Genomic DNA, 21457 nt, shown 5'->3' on the forward strand with positions numbered 1-21457 from the left:
GGGCGCTGGCCCGCTCGGCGCGGTCGACCCAGCGCAACCGCGAGATGGCGGTCGTCGCCGGCAGCCGGGATGCCGATAACCTCTATATGCTTCCCTCGTTGCAGTGGCTGATCGACGACGGTGTCCGCGACGTCATCGCGACGACGGAGGTCGGATCTACCCTGCCGATCAGGCCCGGGCGCCCATCGCACTACCTGCCCTTGCTCGGGCTGGAGGATACGGTCTACGTCGCAGGCCCCGCTGGTCTCGTCGAGATCGTGAAGAACAAGGCGCGCTTGGCCAATGCGCAATGCTACGCCGATCCTTTCCTACCGAGCTCGCAAACCTCATCGTTGATGGACAAGGTCGCCCGTCTATGGCGAAGCCGGGAGCAGCCTCATCCCCCCGCTCTGTGAGCCGATGCCGAGCTCGGCAGCGCCGGCGGCCAGCGAGCCCCGGCGGCTCACGGCTTGACGGGCAGACTCCCGAGGCCGGTGATGACGTCTGCCGCCTTCTGCGTATCGGCAAAGCGTAGAAAAGCTAAGGCGTCCGGATCCTGCAACGTCCTCAAATAGATCAGCGCCAGCACCACGCTCGAGGGATAGTCCGCGTCGGTCGGGTAGTGGCCGTCGACACGAAGCACTGTGAGCCCCTGTTCCAACGGCCGCGAGAAGGGGCCGAAGCCAATCGCGCCTTGAACATCGCGAACCGTCTCGATCGCTTCCTGTGTGGTCGTCGCCATCTTCGATTTCTCGGTGATCTCGAGATCATGCCAGCCGGGCATGCTGGCCCGTAGTACGGTGAGAGTGCTGTCCTGGTCCTCGCGCCGCACGACGCGGATGCGCATATCGGCACCGCCCAGGTCCTTCCAATTCGCGAGGCGGCCCGAATAGATCGCAACGAGCTGATCGCTTGTGACGGCACTCACCCCACAGGCGGGATGGACGATGAAAGCCGATGGCAGGCGGGCGATCGCCTTGTAGACGATGCCGGAAGCCGCTTCGGCGTCGGTCAGGCCGCGTGCGACGCGCCCCAAGATCGCCTTGCCGGACCCCACGGCCGCGATGCCTCCGCCAGAACCGATGCTCGGCGGGACCTCGATCCGTGCCGATCCTTCCTGCTGCATGAAGCTCGCGGCGATGACGCGCAGGACGTCGATGCCATCTCCGGTCCCGACGATGTCGAGCCGGCGTGTTTCGGCGCCAGCGGCACTTACCCCCGCAAGGCAGAGGCCAAGAATTGCCGCTGTTATCCTCGAAAATGCCATGGCGGACCCCTTCGAACCAAGAGGTGCGCAATCTGGCAAAGAAACCTAAACCATCTGTTGTCGCAACGCCGTGCCTTTTGGAATCATTCGTGGCGGACGGAAAGTGGAAAGCACAAAATCTGATGGTTTTGAAAAACCATTTGCTAATCAACCGGCCACAAATAGACGATCAAATTGACGATTTTGGGTATTTCACTCGCCTAAGGTTGGCGCTTGGAAGGGGCCTCAATGAGCGACATTGACCGGGCCCCGTAAGCTCAGGGTGCTGGCGGTGGTGGCGACTGACCCGGATATGGCAGAGGCATCGAGGGCGCCGCCCCGCTGGCGTCGTTGGGCCGTTCCGTCCGGGATTCCGGGTTTCCCCTCGTCTATCGGCATGGGCCTTGTTGCCGTCGTGCTCGCGACCGGCGTCCTCGGGCTCGGCCTCATCGGTGGCTCGACGGCGCTACGCCTGCAGCAGCAACTGAGGCACCAGGCAGCGGCCCTGGGTGAGCTCTCAGAAGACCAGCTCGCTCATCGCCTCGACGGCGAGGCGCAGTTGGCGCGAGCGCGAATCGAGGCCCTGGGCGCAGAAACCGCATCTCGCCTGCGTCAGATCGCTCAGCGCGCCGATGTCGCCAAGGCGGTCGCCTCGAACAACGATGTGACCATCCGCGAGCTGCTCAGCATCGTTGCTTCGACCTCCGGCTTCGAAAGGCTGATCGCCTTCGACGGAACCGGTCGCGTGATCGGCGCCAACACGTCCCTCGACCTACTCGCGCTGAACCAGGCGTTTGAGGGTACCGCTCTCTCTGTCAATCTCAACCCGATCCTCAAGGACAATAGCCGCTCGCACCCGCAGGGTGAGGAAGGCACCTATGAGCTCAAATTGCGTGAATTGTCCGCGCTCGGCCTGCCGCAGCGCCAGACCATAGCGCACACCGCGATCGAGCCCGTGTTCGACGACTTCGGCGACCTCGTCGGCGCGCTTGCCGCCATCCGACCGCTCGGCCGCACGGAACGGACCCTCGAGAACTTCACTTCGCTAGCCAATGCCGGCGTGGTCATCATCACGGGTGACAACGAGATCGTGTCTTCCGCGGGGCCTGAAGGGGTGAGATTCAGCGGCGCCAGGACGCTTGCGGGGCTGCAGCGCTCGGATGACGGCAACTACGTCGCCCGCTGTGTCGATTACGAGGCGACGCTCAAGGTGTGCACGTTCGCGAGCGCATCGCTGGTGACGACGACACGCGATCAGATGTTCCAGATCGGCGCATCCCATACGCGTTCGCTGATGTGGCAGTTCCTGGCATCCGCGGCGCTGGCGCTCGGCGCCTTGGTCGTCGCGCTATTGGCCGCCGTGAGGCACCTCACGAAAGGACTTTCAGCGCTCGCCAGGACCGCCCAGGAAATCGCGGGTGGCAATCTTGACGTTCAATTCCGCGCAACGGGCAGCGGCGAGGTCCGCGGCCTCGCCCTCGCATTCGAGCAAATGCTGACGCATTTGCGGGCCAGCACTCGAAGAATTCGTCAGCTCGCCTTCTACGACACGGTGAGCCGCATTCCCAATCGGGAGAAGATGCGCATCGATGCGCCGGCGCTCATCGATGCGGAAGAGGGCGCAGCGCTGTTCTTCCTCGACCTGGATGGCTTCAAATCCATCAACGACACTTTCGGGCATAAGGCTGGCGACGAGCTGCTCAGGATGGTGGCCGAGCGCTTGAACAATTTGCTGACGTCCAAGGGCGCTGCCGGCAAATGTCTGCTCGCCCGGGTCGGGGGCGACGAGTTCGTCGCCATCATCGCTGGTGTGAAGACGGTCGAGGCCGCGAGCTTCAGTGCCCGCGAGATGATCGAGACGCTGCAGGTTTCCTTCAAGCTCCAGAGCAACCATGCAACCATCGGCGTCAGCATCGGCATTGCGATCTGCCCCACCCACGGCACAACCTATGACGATCTCCTGATCCGCGCCGACCTTGCGATGTACGTCGCGAAGAGCTCGGGACGCAATACCTACGCGTTCTTCACTCCGGATCTCGCAGAGATCGCGCGTGCGCGCCATGCGCTCGAAACCGACCTCGCCCTGGCGATCCGCGATGAAGAGCTCGTCGTCCATTACCAGCCCAAGGTGTCGTGCAGGGATGGCCGCATCCTAGGGGTGGAGGCGCTGGCGCGCTGGCATCACCCGAAGGAGGGCGACATTCCTCCTGCGCGCTTCATCAAGATCGCGGAAGAGATCGGCCTCATCATGGAGATCGACCGCTTCGTGCTGAGGCGCGCGCTCGCCGAAATCGGGGGCTTGATCCGAGCCGGCTCGAACCTCGTGCTCGCCGTAAATGTCGCGGCGACGGAAATCGAAGACCCGCTGTTCATCAGGGATATGATCACGGCCGTTCGTGAGGCCGACTTCCCGCCGCCAAAGCTCGAGATCGAGATCACGGAGTCGGTCGCGATGCGCAATCCTGACGTCGTGCGCGAGAGAATAAGCCTGCTCAGGCAAATGGGCATACGCTTCGCAATGGACGATTTCGGAGCCGGCTATTCGAATCTTTCGACGATGGCGAGGCTGCCCTTCGACGCCGTGAAGCTCGATCGCACGCTCGTGGCGGGTGTCGCGGAAGACCGCGAAAAGCAGACGATCCTTCGCCTGGCGCTCGGACTTGCGGACGAATTGGGGTTCGAAACGGTCGTCGAAGGCGTTGAAACGGCCGAAGACCTTCGGTTCGCGGCCGAAAATGGCGCGACCATGGCGCAAGGTTATCTTTTTTCTCCGCCAGTCTCGCTCGAAGAGTTCGCCGTCCTGCTCCAGCCGCTCCGTTTGGCTTCGGGGGTCGAAGTGGTGCCCAGGAGAGACGCAGCGGAGCGGAAGACTATGATCCGCTGAGGCGTCGGCGATGATGCCGGCCGCGTCCTACCGGCGCCCGCCAGCGATATCAACGACGACCCTCAACAAGAGTACTTCGCAGACGGCATCGTCGATGACATCAACCTTAGATGCCTTTCGGGGATCAAATAGGCACCGATCCATACCGGAACAGTTCGCGGTTCTGTGCTGAATGGTGGGAAAATGGCGCACCCGACACGATTCGAACGTGTGACCTTTGCCTTCGGAGGGCAGGTCGCTCAGGTTTTCCGATGCTTCTTGTGAGTTTCTAACCATTGATTTGCTGCGCAAAAAACGGGCTAAAATTTCACTTTTGGAAAGGCAACGCTCTTCCGGGAAATTTCCCGGAATGCCGTTCTGGTGCTTCCGGTGTGCTTCCGGTAGGAGGTTTTGCCCAATGCCAAAACTTACCAAACGGTTCGTTGACTCGCTTGGGGCGAAGGATACCGATTATTTCGCCTGGGACGACGGCTTCGGTGTGCGCACTTGGATTTCAGGCCGCAAGTCCTACGTCACACAGTATCGAAAGGCCGGCCCGTCGCGCCGGGTGAAGATCGGCGCTCATGGTGCGCTCACGGTCGAAGAGGCGCGCAAGGAAGCGAAGGCCATCCTTGGTGACGTTGCTCGCGGCGAGGACCCCGCAGAAGATCGGGCCACTCGTCGGAAATCGATCACCGTTGGAGAATTGTGCGACAACTATCTCGCTGCGGCGGAAGCTGGTCTGATTATGGGCAAGCGCAATCTGCCGAAAAAACCTTCGACTCGCCAGCGATCGCGGACGGATCGCACAGCATATCAAGCCCCTTCTCGGCAACAAGCTGGTTCGCGACCTCACCCTCGCGGACGTGAATCGGTTTATCAAGGACGTGACGGTCGGCAAGACGGCGCGCATCGCAAAGTCGGACAAGAAGCGCGGCAAGTCGGTGGTCGAGGGCGGCGCTGGCACTGCTGCGCGCACTGCCGGGCTTCTCGGCGGCATTCTAACGTTTGCGGTTCACGAAGGCATTCGACCGGATAACCCGGCGAGGGGCGCCAAGCGGCAAGCTGACGGGTCGCTGCAACCGCCGTCTTACACCGCATGAATACAGGATGGTCGGCAAGGCGCTAAAGGCCGCGCGTGACGATGCCGATGTTGTTCAGGGGCTGCACGGCATCTGGCTGTTTGCGCTCACCGGTTGTCGCCTTGGCGAGGTAGAGGCGCTGAAATGGACCGAGACAGACGCAGACGACGGCTGCTTCCGTCTCGCGGACAGCAAGGAAGGCGCGTCGGTGCGGCCGATTGGCAAGAGCGGCTCAAGGAACTCGAGACGCGCCCGACCCTGCGTTACTTGGGCATTTGGGATGCATCGCGGACGTATCCGCCCGGTTCGTTCGTCACGCATGCGGGTTCAGTTTGGCATACCGAGACGGAAAACACCGGCGTTCGGCCGGGTGAAGGCGGAAAGTTTTTGGCGACTGGCTGTGAAGCGTGGCACAAAATGAAAATATTGGACAATGCAAACGCCGAGTTGTGCCGGCATCGCGATCTTGCGCTCACCGCCTATGCGCGGCGTCTGCTTGCTCGCGGTGCCGACATTCACGGGAACAGTTTCGTGCGGACTTGTCGAAATGCGCCGGTAGGGCCGTTAGTCTGCTGTTGTGGGAAAAGCGGGAGTCGCGATTGCGTAGTTCGACTTCCGAATCTGCCCCATGGCGGACTTACGGTGCTATTGTTTGCCAGGGGCGGATCATCCCTCCGGTCCGGGAATGAAGCAGCGCCACAAAGGAGTCATTCTTCCATCGGCGTAGGACGGCCACCACCAAACCATCGACCTGCCGCTGAGGTTCTGCCGGTTGAGCACGACAGAGTTTGGCACGTCAAACCACTGCCCGGGTTCGTCTAGCCGATGCGGATGTTTCAGAAGGACTCTATAGCCATTCTTTGCCATATCCCACTCGGCCTCCGCATATTGGCCGTCCCCACTATCACAGCACGGCTCACCTGCCTTGTTCTTGAGACTTTTGAACCAAGCGTTCAGTTCTGGTCGCATCAGGTCATGTGAATAGGCTGTGTTGATGCCGAAAAATGTGACCGTACACAATCCCACCGTGCGGGCTACGATCAACCAAGAAAGATGCGCCGGGCGTCTATTGGAACTGGTCATGGAAACCTCCGTTTCCCAGCCCGTTTGCGTGGGTGCGAAGTGTCCCCGGCAGCATCCTAGTTGTAGGCTTACTGGGGAAGAACGGGAGCCGGCCGAGCTGTGAACAAGCGCTCATAATCCAATGCGGCCAGATTGGAGATGACGTCGGAGTTCGACCTTTTTGGACCTCAGAGTAACGTGAAGCGAGACTGCCGCGCGGTTCTGTTGGGAGCCAGACACCGCGCGACGCCCGCGACTTACCGCGAAGGCTCGATCGCCATGACCGGGGAGAGTACCAGCGCTGTGATCGCTCGGCCACCGCTGGTGCTCTGCTCGTCGCGTGCTCCTTGGCGCGGCGCCAGAACCGGGCCTGACAGGCCGGCCGTGGACGTGTCTTGTCGCGCATTGGCGGGACCCACTGCCGCGAACTGATGCGGCGTGATCGGAAAACCCATAACTTCATACGTCGGCAGTTCTCCAGCGTTGGCTCCGATTGTGCCCATCATGAAGGCTGCGGCGGCTGCGATCGACAAGCGGTTCCACATGGTGATCTCCAATGGTGTTAGTGGGCCCTGACCTCGCACGCAGATTACTTGCCGGTCGCAATGGACCTGTCGGCCCGAGCGTGATAAATTCGCAAAATCGTCGGACCGGGTGCTTTTTGCATCCTGAGCCTAGGGCCGGCGGATATGGCGAAGGCAAACCTCGCACTTCTCGGCGGTTTCCGGCTCCAGATGGACACCGGAGAGTCCATTCCGTTGGTCACCAAAAAGACGACAGCCCTGCTGGCCTATCTGGCGCTGCACGAGGGGGAGGCACAGGCCCGGCCCAAGCTTGCGGCGCTGTTGTGGGGCGACCACATCGAGGCGCAGGCCCGCGACAGCCTTCGCCAGGCGCTGAGCCTTTTGCGCAAGGCATTGTCATACGCCTGTCCGGGCGGGTTGATTGCTCACGAGGATACGATCGGTCTCGCGCCAGCCACTCTCACGATCGATGCAAGGACATTCGAGGATCTCATCAGGAAATCGGGTGTCGAGAATCTGGAGCGGGCTATCGAAGTCTACCGCGGTGAATTCCTTGAGGGCTTTCAGGTAGCGGCACCGGAATTTGAAAGCTGGGCAGCGACGGAGCGTCAGCGGTTCCGTCAACTTGCCTTAGATGGTATGGCGAAACTGCTCGATCATCACCTCTCCGCGGGTGCGCTCGAACATGGCATTCACATCGCAACACGCCTGCTTGCCGCAGATCCTCTGCAAGAACGGGTTCATTGCACCCTTATGAAGCTATATGCCCAGCAGGGCAGACGGGGCGCAGCGCTCCGCCAGTATCGCACTTGTGTCGAACTTCTCTCTAGAGAATTGGGCATCGAGCCCGATGCACAAACCAAAATACTTCACCGCGACCTCCTGCGAGAGTGGAATCGTCCACAGCTCAACACCTCCGTGGTGCGCAGCGCAGTGCCACAGGGACCTGCCAGCGTGAGCAGCGATGGATCGCTACCCGCGGACGTTTTGGACAAAAGCATTTCCTCGTCGATGCACGCGATTGCTGCGCCTGGTAACCTACCTGCCGAGACAACGAGCTTTCTCGGGCGTGACAGGGATATCGCCAAGGCCGGCGGCATCCTGTCCAGCGCGCGGCTGGTGACGCTGACGGGCCCCGGCGGGATCGGAAAGACACGACTTGCACTCCGGCTTGCGGCACAGATGCACCGAGATTATGCAGACGGCACGTGGCTGGTGGAGCTTGCCGCATTCGATGATCCCAATGCGATCGGTCATGCTATCGCCGATGTCTTCGGCATTACGCAGCAGGCCGGCAAGACCATTGAGCAAAGCGTCGCCCGTTCGCTGTCGAGACGAAGCTTGCTTCTCATTCTCGATAATTGCGAGCACTTGATCGATGCGATAGCCGCTCTTGCACGGCAGATTCTGTCGGCATGCCCACACGTCAGCCTGCTGGCGACCAGTAGAGAGACGCTGATGATAGAGGGCGAGCGAACCTACCCGCTGGCGCCACTCGAGTGCGGCGGCGGAGTTGAAGCACCAGCCGTGGAGTTGTTCGTGGAGCGCGCGCGATGCGCGGAACCACGCTTCGAGCTCAGCGGTGACGCTGAAACGGTCTGCGAAATATGCCGCCGCCTCGATGGCATCCCCTTGGCCATCGAACTCGCAGCTGCCCGAACGCGCGCAATGAGTCCCGCTCAGATACGCGATCGCCTGCATGAACGCTTCCACCTGCTCACCAACGGGTCGCGACGCGTCCTGAAGCGGCATCAGACGCTGCGCCACGCCGTGGAATGGTCGTATGACCTGTTATCGTCGTCTGAGCAGGCCCTACTTTCGCGCGCGTCGGTGTTCTCCGGAGGTTTCGGGCTGGAGGCTGCCGAGTGCGTTTGCAGCGGCGGCGACATCGCTATCCCGGACGTTCTGCTTATCCTGGACTCGCTGGTGCGGAAATCGCTACTTGGTACCAGACGAGTCGGGAATGCTGTCCGATACAGCCAGCTCGAAACGATTAGACAGTTTGCCGAGGAGCGGCTCGCGGTGCTGGGGGAAAGGGAGGCCGTTCGCGATCGTCATGCGCAATTTTTCGCGCAGGCAGCAGAGACGCACCACAGAGTTTGGCGAAGCCCGCAACAACTCATGGCCTACGCCTGGCTCGATCAGGAGATCGACAACCTGCGGGGGGCGTTTCGGTGGGCGAGTAGTCAAGATAATATTGACGTCGCGGCCCGCATTGCGTCGAGGATTCCGGGCATGGCAGTACTCCGGGTGCGCAGCGAGCCTCTCAATTGGCCGACAGAGATCGTCGATGCAGTTCGTCATGCCGATCATCGCCGGCTCGGAGCCGTGCTAACCTATGCAGCAATCCGGACGTGGAACCTTGGACATGTTCAAGAGGCGACGCGCTACGCTGAGGAAGCGATAGCGCTGATCGGCAACGCCAACTTTGATCCGCCGGTATGGGCCTTCGCGGTTCTAGCCATGATTGCGTCCCGACAGGGCAATGCCGAAAGCGCTGTCAGATTCGCGCGTGCCGGCGCTGAGCACCCAGCTGACCAGCGCGAGCGGCAATGCCTCGCCACGCTTCCTTTTTACCTGGCAATGGCCGGCGCGCATGAAGAGGCAATGGCGATCGCCGACGACATTTTGGAAAAGGTTGCGGCCACAAGAACGCCAAGTTCGCTCGTTGCTGCGCTGTTTTCCCAAGGAAGAGCCTTCAGCAAAGCCAACCCAGTACGTGCCTTGGATACGCTCGAGAAGGCGCTGGCTCATGCGAGGACATCAGGCAACCGTTACTGGGAGATCGTCATCATACCGGCCGTCGCGGAGCTGCAAGTGCGGAACGGGGATCCGGGCAAGACGTTACGATCGCTCCCCCAAATGCTCGAAATCTGGGGGCAATCAAACGAAATTGGGCTTGCGACCCTCACCACTGCTACCCTGATTCTGCTGTTTGAGCGACTTGGCCATCCGGCGGCTGCGGCCACGCTTAGCGGTGCCCTCTCGCAAATGATCCCGTCCAGCAGCTTTTTCCAGGAGCTACCTGACACCGTCGCCCGCATCCGCCGTGTGCTGGGCGATCCCTCCTTTGAGCAGGCGAAAAGGCACGGTGCGGGAATGACCCATCGCGAAGTGGTTGATTATGCGACCAATCAGGTCCGGCACGCATTAAATGTGATGGGTGCGTCCACTGCGGCCTCGTGATGGAATTGATCCCGAAGGGTGCGGCAGGCGTGACTGACGATTGCTCGCAGGGAGTCGATTTAATGATGTAGAAGGAAGTGACGAGGGCACGTCTGAATAAGCCGAAGCGAAGCAAGGTCGCCTTCTAGCGAGGTCAGCTTCTGGCCCATCGCGACCGCCTGAGCCTTGCCCGGCCATTTCCGAAGTTGAGGGTAGACCGGACCTGACTGCCAACGGCTGAAATCGGCGCTTTTGACCCGAAGCTGACGTCGCCCCCGGCCACAAGCCGATCTCGCCAAAACATGATGTCGCAGAACAAATGGTTTGATTTTGTTCGACATGTAAGGAATGGCTTTGTTGAGCCTTTCCTTACTCGGCTGCCAAGGACGAATGATGAGCGCCGACCGCATCGAGATACGCCGCCTCGTCCAAACCGACGCAGTCCTATATCGGGGCATTCGGCTGAAGGCCCTCCAGGCTAACCCGGAAGCGTTCGGAGTACTTTCGTGGTCGAAAATGCACAACCTCTGAGTTGGTTCTCGGATCGGCTGGGCGCTTCTACAATGCTCGGCGCGTTCCGTAACGCAGAGCTGGTCGCCGTTGCCGGCTTCGCTGTCCAGCAGGGCCAGAAAAGTGCGCACAAAGGCATACTTTGGGGAATGTACGTTCGACCTGGCGCAAGGAAGGCCTCGGTCGGTCGCCGGCTAGTTGAAGCGATATGTGATCTCGCACGTCAACAGGTTGAGCTCATCCAACTCTCGGTTGTGCGGGACAATGAGCAAGCACGAAACCTGTACGCGAGGCTGGGCTTTCTGGAGTTCGGCGTGGAGAAGAACGCACTAAAGCAAGACGGTCGCTACTACGACAATGTCCTGATGGCAAAGGATCTATTGGAATAATCCTGGCAAAAAGCGCTGTTGAGCGCGACTGCCGCGATTGCGCTTCATGGCAACCGTTACTTTCGTGACGTTTCGATTGTCTGCGCCGGGGCTGATTGCGGAAGTTGGCCCTGGTCACCGAGGTCCGGAATTGGCTCATACCGACGAACTCCAACACTCGTCCAAATGTCGGCTCCCGAAGGGAAACTGGAAAGCCGGGGTCGGTTACAAATCCGAAAACTGTTGGCTCGCGGTTGGAAGAATTGTTTCAACCTCAGAAACTTCGGAGAAAGCCACGCTGGCCGTCGGATTTAGGGAACAATGCCCCGGCAGGCCCACGCGACGTTCGCAAAGGATCTCGCGCCGTCGGGCCGGCCGGCTTCGTAGGCATCACGCACCGCTGCGTCGGTGCGTGCTCGCTCCGCAGCGTCGAGGGTTGCCACATACTTGCCTAGCGGCCCTTCGCCCGCTGCAATTGGCGCCCAATAGTCTTCAAAGCTCTGATAGTCCATGCGGATCATCAACTGCGTTTCCGTAATGTCCACGAGACCCTGATCGACAAAGGTCCGTTTCATTTCACCCGGCTGCATCATCGGTTGGAAGCAATAGCGGCTGCGCAGCTGGCGCCCGCCTTCGCTGAGTGCCGCCACTGTGTCGATCATCATGCGCATGCCGGGCATCCCGCCGAGATGGTCCCACACGGTTGCTGCGACCACGCCGCCCGACGAGACGACGCGACTCATCTCACCAACTGCCTTGCCCGCTTCGGGAACAAAGTGGAGCACCAGGAGCGCCAAGGCGCGGTCGAACGTGTTGCCCTCGAAGGGCAAGGCGCAGGCATCGGCCTGCTGGATTCTTATTCGGGGATCGTTGTTGCGTCGGAGCGCCTCCTCGACGAACACTGGCGAATAGTCGATCGCGGCAATTTCACCGAGATTGGCAGCTCTAGCAAGAGCGAAGGTCAGACTGCCCGTACCGCAGCCGACGTCGAGAATCCTTTCGCCGTCGGCGATCCCCGCGAAATCGATGAATAGGGGTGCGAGCCTTCGGCTCCAGCGGCCCATGAGCTGATCGTAACCTGAGGCGTTATGCACGACAAATTCTGAGGTCATCAAAGTCTCCTAGCGGTCAACAAATGCTAGGCCTGGATAGGTTGGTTGCCAAGCCTCGATTCGAAACGGTTCGGATGGTAAAGAAGCGTGCATGTCTTTGCGGCCGAGCAGCGAAAAAAATCGGGGCTCGGCCTGAAAACCACACCGAGCCTCGTCCCCGCGGCGACTTGGGCGGCAAGCCATCTCTAGCTTAATGTCGCTGCAACGCTTCGCCGTTCTGGTCTTCAGGCTTATCAGGTTCGGCCAGATCGCGTCGATTGTCCGGTTTAGCATTTCAATCGCGCAAGGTTTGTGCAGCACCTGCCTGCCTTTGAATTGCCTCGGCACCCCGGTTGTGGCCCATCGCGTCAGTTGGCGCGGTGCAGCGATATATCCGGAATTGGATGTACACCGGAAGACTTTTTGCGGAGGCGTTAGGTCTGAGGGTGACCCCGAACGGACATCAGAGCAAGGAGCCGAGAATCGCGCCGGAGCCTCTTGTGCTCCCTGTAGTTGCCCCCATTGTCCCAAAACTCAAACGTGTATAAAATTGAACACACAATCGCTGTAGAAAGTGATACGTCTGCTGCTGTCACCGCCTGACCACAAGGCAAAAATACGGTGACAGAGAGTGTTGTGCTCCCGCTTTTGATGGACGGTGTACGCGATGCCCCTTTCAGATCAGCTGGTCCCCTCTACGAGGTATTCGTCCCGGCGCCGTGAATTGGTGCAATCGCCACCAGTTTCTGGCCTTGGTGTATCTGGCAGGTCTCCGTTGGCTTATTTTGATTTCGGGCGGGAAATGCACGAAGCAAGTCGGTGCCGGACGCAGGCCGAAGAATGTCATCGACTCTTGCTCTTGGCACAGAGCGGAGCCGAAGCAACGATGCTGACAAGCCTTGCGCGAAGCTGGAAGATGATAGCTAACCAGACCGACCGATATATCGCGATCATGAAGAAGGAGGCCGCTCAAAAAAGATAAAGCTAGCGGCCCACTTTCCATTTCAAGCCCAAGCCCAATGAATGTGTTCCTTCGTGCAAAGGTCAATGCTGCCGCACTGGTCTGTTTCCGGGATAGCCCCATTCTTTTTCCGGGATAGCCCATTCTTTTTTGGGATGTTCAAAATTGCTCAGCGACAACTCAGGCCGGTTGCTATCGATTTCCCGGATGCACGACCGAACAATCCTACCGAAGGCAGCACCTACGCGCCCTGCGAACGATGCGGCGTGGAAATGAAGCATTTGACCGACTTGCGCAGCTTTGGGGGGCATCGGGCCAATCGGATATTCCGCTGCTACGGGTGCAATAACATTATTTCGGAGCCATGGTAGGCCGCCTAAGTTGGCGGCCTCTTTGAATTATCAGCGAAATCATGTCGCCTCCTGGCCCAGTCATGTCCGAAGTTGCGCGGGTAGACCGGACCTGACCGGCCACCGTCGAAACCGGCGCTGCGCTCGCCAACAGCCGCGCCGAAGTATCGCAGCAGCACTTGGAAAGGTGCCAGCTCGACCAAACCGTGACTGATGCAAATGGCGCGAAAGTTTGCACGCGGCCTAAGGCATACGCCCCCAAACTATAGTGTCCTAATTCCCCTCTGCGGGTGTCCTAACTAGGACAGTACCCCCTCAGGGGGTACTGGCCTGTTTCCGACCGCCGTGGCCTAAGTTGAAAACGGGTGTGGCCTAATTTGACTTTTCAGCCGCTTGGCACCGGGTATAATCGTTCCAATGAAGGAACGACTACGATGGACTACCGCGCTTACATCATGAGCGAGGACGGGCATATCAGCGGGGTTCACGAGTTCGAATGCGCTGACGACGAGGAGGCCAAGGCCAAGGCCGCCCAGATGCTCGACGGGCACGACTTAGAAGTGTGGCAGCGTGAACGGCGCGTTGCGGTTTTGAAGCGCCATACCCGACAGTAGGGCCGCCTCAATTGGCAAGAGCATGAGCAATTTTGCTCAGATCACACGATGCGGATATGCAATCTGTTGTTGGGCACCGGGGTTTTGCAAACCCACCCGGGGCTGGGAAGCCGCTGCCCGCGACACAGATTAACCGGGTGGCGTTTTTTCCCGGACCTTGTCCGCGCAACCGTGGGCGGCGATTGTGCACAACCGACCGGGGAGCCTGTAATGATGAGCGCCATTGAGCGTCGGAAGGCCGCCAAAGCCCTCAAGATTGAAGCTGGCGTCATCGGTATTTCCCCAAAGAAAGTCGCCCTGCTCACCAACATCGCCCACAGCTTAAGCGGGCCCGCGAGCCAGTTAGAAATGCTCGATGACCATGAACGGGAAAGCAAGCGAGGAGAGTAAGGCCGCCTCACTTGGCGGCCGCATTCATGTCGTCGATGTGGTCCAGGTCGCCTATTGGCCCATCGCGACATATTGCGCTGCCGCACGAACTTGGTTGCTATTGAAGCAAAGCGGACGTCGCCAGTCACAGCCGGGTGTATCGGTACACGGCCTAGCATTCGGGCTTCATCTTGGCGCCCACACCAACAGTCCGCCGAAGAACCAAGGAAGAAACAAGACTTCGACCAAAATGGCGCAGCGTCGATATTTCTTGCCGCGTTCACTGAAAGCCGACGGGTCTCATGAAGGGAGGGGCGCCTCCCTTCAAGACGCCAATCGGTATAGCCCTTAAGCTGAGCCAACCCGGGTGTGATGTTCTGCGCATTTGCCGAATGAAATAGACATCCGCAAAGGCAAGACTTGGTATGCCCATCAACCAAATGAAGTAGATCGCATTTGAAGTGAACAATATTGCTAGCCCTAGGTTGAACCAAATCAGAGACGCTCGCGTTAGGGCCATTTAGCGATGAATCCTTTTGGGTTGCGAGTTTGATCGATTGGCGAGGAACCAAAGCACTCGACGACCGGTGCACCTTACCACGGCGAACGCCCCCGCTGTGTCTGTCGGGTAGCCCCACAATAGCGGCGCCACCCTCTTGCTCGCGCGCTAGCCAGTTGCCGATGTACTTGATCTCCTCAGGGAAGAGATAGTCGAGATCGGCTGTCAGAGCTAAGGCGCGAACGTCCCCGCATGGGCTCGCTAGCGCTGGACGGACCTGCACCGCCGCGTCCCATGCTCGCCAGGCTTCCCAGCAGCATAGGAAACAGCTAGGAAATGCGTCATATTCTCTCGGCGTGGAGAAGGATCATCCGCATCCTGCGCCCGCGAGAGACTGAGGCAATCGTCATGGGCAACTCGCTCGTTGTGCTCAGGGGAACAGGCTTAGCGAAGCGCGCCCCAGCCCTCCGCGCAGCGCAGTATGTTCGGATGTCCACCGATATGCAGCGCTACTCGATTCAAAATCAGGCTGCCGCCATCGCCGCTTACGCGCAGGACAGAAATATCACCATCGGCCGCCGTTGGCGGCAATAAAGGTTTGCAAAGCAGGCGAGACCTCGGCGTCGGTATCTGCCGCTAGCTGGGCTACAGCGTCAGCAAACTCAGATGTTGCGTCCCGTGAAGCCTTGGCTCGGATTGAAGCAAACGATCCTAACCGGAAGGTATATTGGCCCGATAGGAGATGCCGCAGGACGGTCGCATGGGCGGTGTCGTCTTCATCCGTCTCGCGCCAAAGCGCACCCGGCGCCGGCTCCGAAGTCCTCAAGCACGAGGCAAATGTCACGGTCCAAGCGATCTGACGGCACGATCGATGGTGAATCACGCATACGCTTACTCCAAATCACCGGTGGCGGAGGGACGGCCCTGATTGGCAGGCGGCAAAGGGGGGTAGACCGGGGCCGCCTCGCGGGCGAGTCGGCACAGGCTAACTTTCAGTTGAGTTCCCTGTTCCCGTAGCAACCGAAGTGTTGCATAGATTTCCCGATTTTAGACTGTGCTTTCCATCGAGGCTTTTGCAATGTCGAACAGACTCGAAGATCTGCAAATGCTGCGACTGCTCAAGGCATTCCAGAAAATAACCGACCCGGACACCCGGCGAATGATCCTCCTCTACGTCGAGGAGCAGATGGAAAAGCGAGAAGCGAGGGTGCCGGAGAGCCCCTCGCGCTAAGGTGCCAGTAGTAGATCCTCGCCAGGCGTCGACAGCCGCACCCAAGTGCAGCTCGAGCCCGCCGTTATAGCCGCATACATGATGCCAGCGCCCAACGGTGCGTCGCGCAGCGCCGATTGCTACCAATGATGACGTGAGCGAGTCCACCTCTCTGACCGGCTGCCCACATTTCACGAACTCGCCAGCTTCGACGCTGGCGCAGCATGGGATCGACCGTCAGCCGAGCAGCAGCGCGACATTGTCGCCTCACGGTCGGCCAGTGCGAGGGATATTTTCACCAGACCATTGAAGGCACCGCAAGGGTTTCTCCTCGAGCCACTGGACGCCCCATGTCCAGGCAACGGCTGTTTGGCCGCCTGCACGTCGAACATCGACGGCGATCACCGCACCGATGCCCGATCGCCAGCCATGCATTACCTCTGGATGTAGGTCACGGCAGCCAACTCGACACAATGATGCGCCGTCGCCTGTGCAACCGGCTCGGCTGGATGCTCGCGCGTCAAGATTGATTGTCCGGGCAGAGCCCATCCCCCGTTGAAAGAAGTTTGACGAATGCCATTCGACGGACAACGAATGGTTGATTTCTGGAAGCGTCTGTTCACTATCCGGTAAGTCAGTCGTCCTTCGTTACCTAAAATCCACCACTTCCCCGCTCTGGTGATCGCAGGTTGGGGAAAGCTCATGTATCAGGTGCTCTACTGTCTGACGGATGAACACGACTGGCGACTGGTCGCACTTGGCGGCGCGGTTTGCCTGCTCGCAAGTGCGGCTGCGATCAGCCTGTTTCACCGAGCGCGGGCGACGCAAGGATCGGGGCGCCTTGTATGGCTAATGCTCGACGCAGTCGTTGCCGGCTGCGGCATCTGGGCAACGCATTTCATCGCGATGCTGGCGTATGGACCGGGCGCCGGCGGTGCCTATAACGTCCCGGTGACGCTGCTGTCGCTGATCTTCGCCATCGCCATCACTTTTGTCGGCTTGAGCGTTGCGGTCTCGGCCAGTCGACCCAGCCTCGTCGTTCTTGGCGGGTCGATTGTCGGGGGCGGCGTGGCGGCGATGCACTATACCGGCATGGTGGCGCTCGAAATCCCTGCGCGCGTCAGCTGGGCATCCGGCACCGTTGCCGCGTCGATCCTGCTTGGTCTGGTCTTCGGTGCTCTCGCACTCCACGTCGCTGGACGGCGCGAGAGCTTGTCCGGCGCGATCGGCGCCACGGTGCTGCTGACGGTGGCTATCGTCTCGCATCATTTCACGGCGATGGGGGCGGTGCAATTGACGCCGGATCCGACGTTGGTGATCAGCGGACTGTCGATACCGCCGATATCGTTGTCAGTTTTGACCGCAAGTGCTGCGGCTGCAATCATCGTGATCGCCTTGATCGCCGCGCTGCTCGACCGCCGCGCCAAAGGCGAGTTGGGGCGCCAGCAAGCCGTGCTGGACACGGCGCTCGAGAACATGTCGCAGGGACTGTGCATGTTCGACGCCGACGGCAAGATCATCCTGTTCAACGGGCGCTATGCCGCGATGCTCGGCCGGACCAACTTCCTGCTCACCGGCCGCCTGCTGGTCGACGTGCTCAGGGAGGAGCAGGCCAAGGGCCAGTGGCAGGGCGACGCGGGCGAGTTCTTCGCCCGCCTCGTCGCCGACGCGCGCGAGGGCCGTACCACGACCGACCTCGTCAGCAGGTTCGGCCGCTCCATCCGGGTCGTCAACCAGCCCATGCAGGGCGGCGGCTGGGTCGCGACCTTCGAGGACATCACCGAATGGCTGCATGCCCAGGCCAAGATCTCGCACATGGCCCGCCATGACGCGCTGACCAGCCTGCCGAACCGCGTGCTGTTCCACGAACAGCTCGAGCAGGGACTGCGCCGGACCAGGTCGGGCGATCAGCTCGCGGTGCTCTGTCTCGATCTCGATCACTTCAAGGACATCAACGACTCGCTCGGCCATCCCATCGGGGACGCGCTGCTGAGGGAGGTCGGCCGCAGGCTGACGGCCGCCGTCGGCGAGAGCGACACCGTGGCGCGGCTTGGCGGCGACGAATTCGCGGTGGTCCAGATCGGACGATCGGAGGAAGCCGCTGCGCGGTCGCTTGCCGGTCGTCTCGTCGAGGAGATCTCGGCGCCTTACGAGATCAACGACCATCAGATCGTCATCGGCGTCTCGATCGGCATCTCGCTGTCGCCGCAGGACGGCAGCAATCCGGACGAGCTACTGAAGAATGCCGACCTCGCGCTGTACCGCGCCAAGGCGGACGGCCGCGGCACCTATCGCTTCTTCGAGACCGGCATGGACGCCCGCGCCCAGGCGCGGCGCCTGCTGGAAATGGATATGCGGGCGGCGCTGCAGCGCGACGAGTTTCAGGTTTACTACCAGCCGATCCGCGACGTCGCTGGGGATTGCGTCGTCGCCTTCGAGGCGCTCCTGCGCTGGGACCATCCGCAGCGCGGCCTGATCTCGCCGATCAGCTTCATTCCGCTGGCCGAGGAGACCGGACTGATCGTCCAGCTCGGCGAGTTCGTGCTGCGCGCAGCCTGCACCGACGCGGCCACCTGGCCCGACGATGTCCACGTCGCCGTCAATTTGTCGCCGGTGCAGTTCAGGAATCCGAACCTGATCACATCCGTGGTCGCGGCGCTGGCCGCTTCAGGAGTCCCGGCGCGCCGTCTCGAGCTCGAGATCACCGAATCCGTGTTGCTTCAGAACAGCGAGGCGACGCTGACCACCCTGCACGAGCTGCGCTCCCTGGGCGTACGGATCTCGCTCGACGATTTCGGCACCGGCTATTCATCGCTGAGCTATCTGCGCAGCTTCCCGTTTGACAAGATCAAGATCGACCGCTCCTTCGTGTCGGAGCTTGCGACGCGCGAGGATTCCATGGCGATCATCCACGCGGTGACCGGCCTTGGCCGCAGCCTCGGGATCGTCACCACGGCGGAGGGCGTCGAGAACGATGCGCAGCTCGAGCTGCTCAGGCGCGAGGGCTGCAATCAGGCGCAGGGCTATCTGTTCAGCCGGCCGCGGCCCGCCTCCGACGTGGCGGACATGCTGGACCGGCCACGGCTGGTGAGGAATGCGGTCGCCGTCTAGAATCTGTCATTCGAGCTCGCGGCCCGGCTCCTCCATGCCAGACCGGGACGACGACCGTCGGGAGTTCTTGAAGACCTGCGGCAAGTTCGCGGCGGTGACGCCGCCGACCATTACGCTCTTGCTCTCGACGTCCTTGACGTCCGACGCGATTGCGCAGTCTGGCGCGCGCGATGTCCGTCATTACAGCAACAATGGCAAAGGCAACGGTGGCGGTGACGGCAGTCCCAACGGTAAACCCGATAACGATCGGTAACCTGAGGCAAGGCCAGGAACGCTTGCGGATTGCTAAGTTTTCCCGATGCCATTCCCCAAGGGTGACCCCAATGCGCCCCAGCTCCTCGCCATCGCCGCCCGGAGCTGCGGCCATTTTTGTAGGAAACCGGCCAAGCCCCACCGACACGGCGGACCAGGAAAACTTGGTTGCATTGCCACGTTTTCCCGACGCGATTCACATATGTGAATGAAGCTACAAAAATGAAGGTGCTCCCTGCTTGGCAATTCGGGAGCATGCTTCATTGAGTGACGAAGTTCCATTGCAGAGCCGATTTTTGGTTCGAATCGGAGGCAAGGGTTGGATGGTCTACGATCGAGAACGTAAGGGCCCAGCATTGATCGGGACCGCCTGGGCGGCCAGTTTGACCAAGGAGCAAGCTGAACAGGTGCTACGGTCGCTTACTTCTTCGCCGCCCTTTCAAACCGGCAGCGGCCCGCCCGCATGAATCGGCGCGCGCCACCGATGCGCTTTGCAAGCTGCCGGAGGCACATTGATGGGCGGTCGCCGGAGCGCCTCACGAACCTTCGCAGTAGCTCGCACTCTTGACCGGTCAGTTCGAGCTATCGCGCACTAGCCGGACAACCCTGCGGGGACCGTCCCACACCTCGACAGTAGGACGCTCCTCTAAGAACTTCGCAGCTCGGTCTTCGGCGTCTTTGTCTGTCGGACAATCAAGTTCGTAAGCCGCGCGAGCAACGCCGGATAAATCCACAGCATACGCAACATATCGCATGGCATTTCCCAAGTGCGGAAAGCTGCCAATACGATTCTCCCACGTGCCCCATCGTTCCTATAGCATAGGCTTAACTTGGTGGCAGATTGTCTTCAGAAACGGCCGGGCCTCCGGCATTGCAGGGCAGCAAATTCCCGGCAGACCACTGCAGGACGACGACTTCCAAGTTTGACATCACGTCAAACAAAGACATGCCGTCACTATGTTCCTCACCCGGAACCTAAATCGAATGTCTGCGTTGGGCGTCAAGGTTCCGTGAAGGGCGATTTCGAGGATATTTGGCATGCGTCGCCGCATTAAGCAGTCAGCCTCGTTCAGTCAGCGGCTCATCGAGGAAGCTGTAAAATTCCGAAAAGCCGCCGAACAGCGGCCGCCCGGCACGGAGCGGGAGCTTCTGATGAAGCGCGTGAGGCAGGCTGAAGCCGCATTGCAAATCAATGACTGGTTGGCGACACCTGGTGGAGGGCCGCCCTCGGCAATCGGACATCTGGCGGCGCAGAAGTCGCGCGAAATCTCATGAAGCTGCTGACAGAATATCTCGAGCGTGCGATCCAGCTCGAAAAGCTTGCGGCCAGTGAATCCGACTCGGCCTTCAAATCCCAATTGCTCGAGCAGGCGGCCGCATACCGCAAGCTTGCCGCCAAGCGGGCCAGGGAATATGGCCTGCCACCTCCGAGTCCTCCAGAGAGAGCGAGCTTTGTCGGCCAGAGCATCCTTCCGCCGGTCGTACGCGACTAGCCTATCATGCTGCGCCCAGTGGCAGACGCGGCGTGAAGTTTACCGTCCGTGTTCGAGTTCTGCGCTAAAACCGGAATCATCGTCATCTTCCGCGTCATCTCCCGTTTGTCCTGCAACCTGCAGACGGTGTGACCAATGTGCAACGAGCGTTTAGCTTCACCACGGCTATGCCGGCGACCGAACAATCAGGCTCACGAGGTACGCGGTACGATCCGAGCGGCCAAAAACTGAGGGCCTGCGGATGAACTTTTCAAGCTCGAAAGATCAGACCTTATTGTCTCTCTGGGAAAGTGTGCGGCGGCAAGTGTTGGCTGATCGCGCGAATGGCGGCCGCTCCCGCATTGTTGGTGACAATCTTCGTGACTATGCTGGGTTGCTCCGTTCGGAAATGGATCGGCGGGAGCTCAAGTACCCCTCCATCAATTCGACTGAATGAACAGAGGATGTACCGGGGCCACTCTGAGATGAGAGACATGCATGAGCAATTGGAGAAGCTCCGCAACGATGCCGCCGACTGCAAATCGATCAGCGATCTAGCCACCGATCTGCGAAAACGAGAGTTGTTCGCGAGGCTTGCCGATCATCTGGGCGTGTTGGCTAGAGAGGTAGAGCGCGCCATTGGCACGACAGTGTCTAGCACCCAACCGGAGCGATAAAGGTGCGCTGGCATCCATGATCGAGGATGCAATGGGCGGAAAAGGGGCACAT

At 60.3% G+C, this 21457-nt stretch carries 18 protein-coding genes, 1 tRNA gene and 2 pseudogenes; 15 read left to right on the forward strand and 6 right to left on the reverse strand.

Translation table 11 applies throughout. The features are described from left to right. Positions 1 to 395: pseudogene (locus MOV74_RS03490) on the forward strand (ferredoxin); the annotation flags it as partial. Between the two features lie 47 nt (positions 396 to 442). Here MOV74_RS03490 and MOV74_RS03495 read toward each other — a convergent pair. Then, on the reverse strand, positions 443 to 1246 hold the full coding sequence (locus MOV74_RS03495; RefSeq protein ID WP_246917951.1) for a substrate-binding domain-containing protein: 804 nt from the start codon (positions 1244 to 1246) through the stop codon (positions 443 to 445). Between the two features lie 376 nt (positions 1247 to 1622). On the opposite strand from MOV74_RS03495, the gene MOV74_RS03500 reads away from it, so the two are divergent. Then, positions 1623 to 4109 (forward strand): EAL domain-containing protein, encoded by a 2487-nt coding sequence (locus tag MOV74_RS03500; RefSeq protein WP_246917953.1) that lies wholly within the window; start codon positions 1623 to 1625, stop codon positions 4107 to 4109. Positions 4110 to 4293: 184 nt separating this feature from the next. Here MOV74_RS03500 and MOV74_RS03505 read toward each other — a convergent pair. After that, positions 4294 to 4393 (reverse strand) — tRNA-Arg (locus MOV74_RS03505). Positions 4394 to 4506: 113 nt separating this feature from the next. On the opposite strand from MOV74_RS03505, the pseudogene MOV74_RS41225 reads away from it, so the two are divergent. After that, positions 4507 to 4704 (forward strand): annotated as a pseudogene (locus MOV74_RS41225) (Arm DNA-binding domain-containing protein); the annotation flags it as partial. Positions 4705 to 4954: 250 nt separating this feature from the next. Beyond that, positions 4955 to 5191: a hypothetical protein gene (locus tag MOV74_RS03510; protein WP_246917955.1), complete on the forward strand. Its 237-nt coding sequence runs from the start codon at positions 4955 to 4957 to the stop codon at positions 5189 to 5191. A 306-nt stretch (positions 5192 to 5497) separates the two neighbouring features. On the opposite strand, the gene MOV74_RS03515 is transcribed toward MOV74_RS03510, so the two are convergent. The 3 genes from MOV74_RS03515 to MOV74_RS03525 all read right to left on the reverse strand — a co-directional run bounded on the left by MOV74_RS03515 (position 5498) and on the right by MOV74_RS03525 (position 6777). Continuing rightward, complete coding sequence (locus MOV74_RS03515; RefSeq protein ID WP_246917958.1) at positions 5498 to 5689, reverse strand: hypothetical protein; 192 nt, start codon at positions 5687 to 5689, stop codon at positions 5498 to 5500. 147 nt (positions 5690 to 5836) lie between these two features. Then, positions 5837 to 6253 (reverse strand): hypothetical protein, encoded by a 417-nt coding sequence (locus MOV74_RS03520; RefSeq protein WP_246917962.1) that lies wholly within the window; start codon positions 6251 to 6253, stop codon positions 5837 to 5839. Positions 6254 to 6489: 236 nt separating this feature from the next. Beyond that, entirely contained in the window at positions 6490 to 6777 is a 288-nt protein-coding gene (locus MOV74_RS03525) for a hypothetical protein (protein ID WP_246917969.1), read from the reverse strand. A 144-nt stretch (positions 6778 to 6921) separates the two neighbouring features. On the opposite strand from MOV74_RS03525, the gene MOV74_RS03530 reads away from it, so the two are divergent. Beyond that, the gene (locus MOV74_RS03530) at positions 6922 to 9942 is read left to right on the forward strand and encodes a BTAD domain-containing putative transcriptional regulator (RefSeq protein WP_246917970.1); all 3021 of its coding nucleotides are present in this window, start codon (positions 6922 to 6924) and stop codon (positions 9940 to 9942) included. A gap of 485 nt (positions 9943 to 10427) precedes the next feature. Then, a complete protein-coding gene (locus tag MOV74_RS03535; protein WP_246917973.1) occupies positions 10428 to 10820 on the forward strand; it encodes a GNAT family N-acetyltransferase in 393 nt (130 codons plus the stop codon). Between the two features lie 290 nt (positions 10821 to 11110). Here the strand turns inward: MOV74_RS03535 and MOV74_RS03540 are convergent, their stop codons facing one another. Beyond that, positions 11111 to 11911: a class I SAM-dependent methyltransferase gene (locus MOV74_RS03540; protein ID WP_246917974.1), complete on the reverse strand. Its 801-nt coding sequence runs from the start codon at positions 11909 to 11911 to the stop codon at positions 11111 to 11113. A gap of 1724 nt (positions 11912 to 13635) precedes the next feature. On the opposite strand from MOV74_RS03540, the gene MOV74_RS03545 reads away from it, so the two are divergent. The 9 genes from MOV74_RS03545 to MOV74_RS03580 all read left to right on the forward strand — a co-directional run bounded on the left by MOV74_RS03545 (position 13636) and on the right by MOV74_RS03580 (position 21405). Further along, positions 13636 to 13815 carry a hypothetical protein gene (locus MOV74_RS03545; protein WP_166812838.1) on the forward strand — a complete coding sequence of 60 codons (180 nt, stop codon included), beginning with the start codon at positions 13636 to 13638 and terminating at the stop codon, positions 13813 to 13815. A 210-nt stretch (positions 13816 to 14025) separates the two neighbouring features. Beyond that, positions 14026 to 14205: a hypothetical protein gene (locus MOV74_RS03550; protein WP_246917975.1), complete on the forward strand. Its 180-nt coding sequence runs from the start codon at positions 14026 to 14028 to the stop codon at positions 14203 to 14205. An 814-nt stretch (positions 14206 to 15019) separates the two neighbouring features. Further along, positions 15020 to 15277, forward strand: coding sequence for a recombinase family protein (locus MOV74_RS41230; protein WP_404979108.1), 258 nt, complete (start codon positions 15020 to 15022; stop codon positions 15275 to 15277). 511 nt (positions 15278 to 15788) lie between these two features. Beyond that, on the forward strand, positions 15789 to 15914 hold the full coding sequence (locus MOV74_RS40765) for a hypothetical protein (protein ID WP_258719497.1): 126 nt from the start codon (positions 15789 to 15791) through the stop codon (positions 15912 to 15914). A 681-nt stretch (positions 15915 to 16595) separates the two neighbouring features. Next, complete coding sequence (locus tag MOV74_RS03560; protein ID WP_246917976.1) at positions 16596 to 19004, forward strand: EAL domain-containing protein; 2409 nt, start codon at positions 16596 to 16598, stop codon at positions 19002 to 19004. Between the two features lie 34 nt (positions 19005 to 19038). Further along, complete coding sequence (locus tag MOV74_RS03565; RefSeq protein WP_246917979.1) at positions 19039 to 19257, forward strand: hypothetical protein; 219 nt, start codon at positions 19039 to 19041, stop codon at positions 19255 to 19257. A gap of 1037 nt (positions 19258 to 20294) precedes the next feature. Then, complete coding sequence (locus tag MOV74_RS03570) at positions 20295 to 20531, forward strand: hypothetical protein (protein ID WP_246917981.1); 237 nt, start codon at positions 20295 to 20297, stop codon at positions 20529 to 20531. Next, positions 20528 to 20749 carry a hypothetical protein gene (locus MOV74_RS03575; protein WP_246917983.1) on the forward strand — a complete coding sequence of 74 codons (222 nt, stop codon included), beginning with the start codon at positions 20528 to 20530 and terminating at the stop codon, positions 20747 to 20749. Before MOV74_RS03570 ends, MOV74_RS03575 begins: the two co-directional genes overlap by 4 nt. Before the next feature lie 473 nt (positions 20750 to 21222). Then, positions 21223 to 21405 (forward strand): hypothetical protein, encoded by a 183-nt coding sequence (locus MOV74_RS03580; RefSeq protein ID WP_404979109.1) that lies wholly within the window; start codon positions 21223 to 21225, stop codon positions 21403 to 21405. Positions 21406 to 21457: the final 52 nt, after the last annotated feature.

Origin of the sequence: Bradyrhizobium sp. SHOUNA76, from assembly GCF_023006445.1 — a bacterium.
In the GTDB taxonomy this organism is placed as follows: Bacteria; Pseudomonadota; Alphaproteobacteria; order Rhizobiales; family Xanthobacteraceae; genus Bradyrhizobium.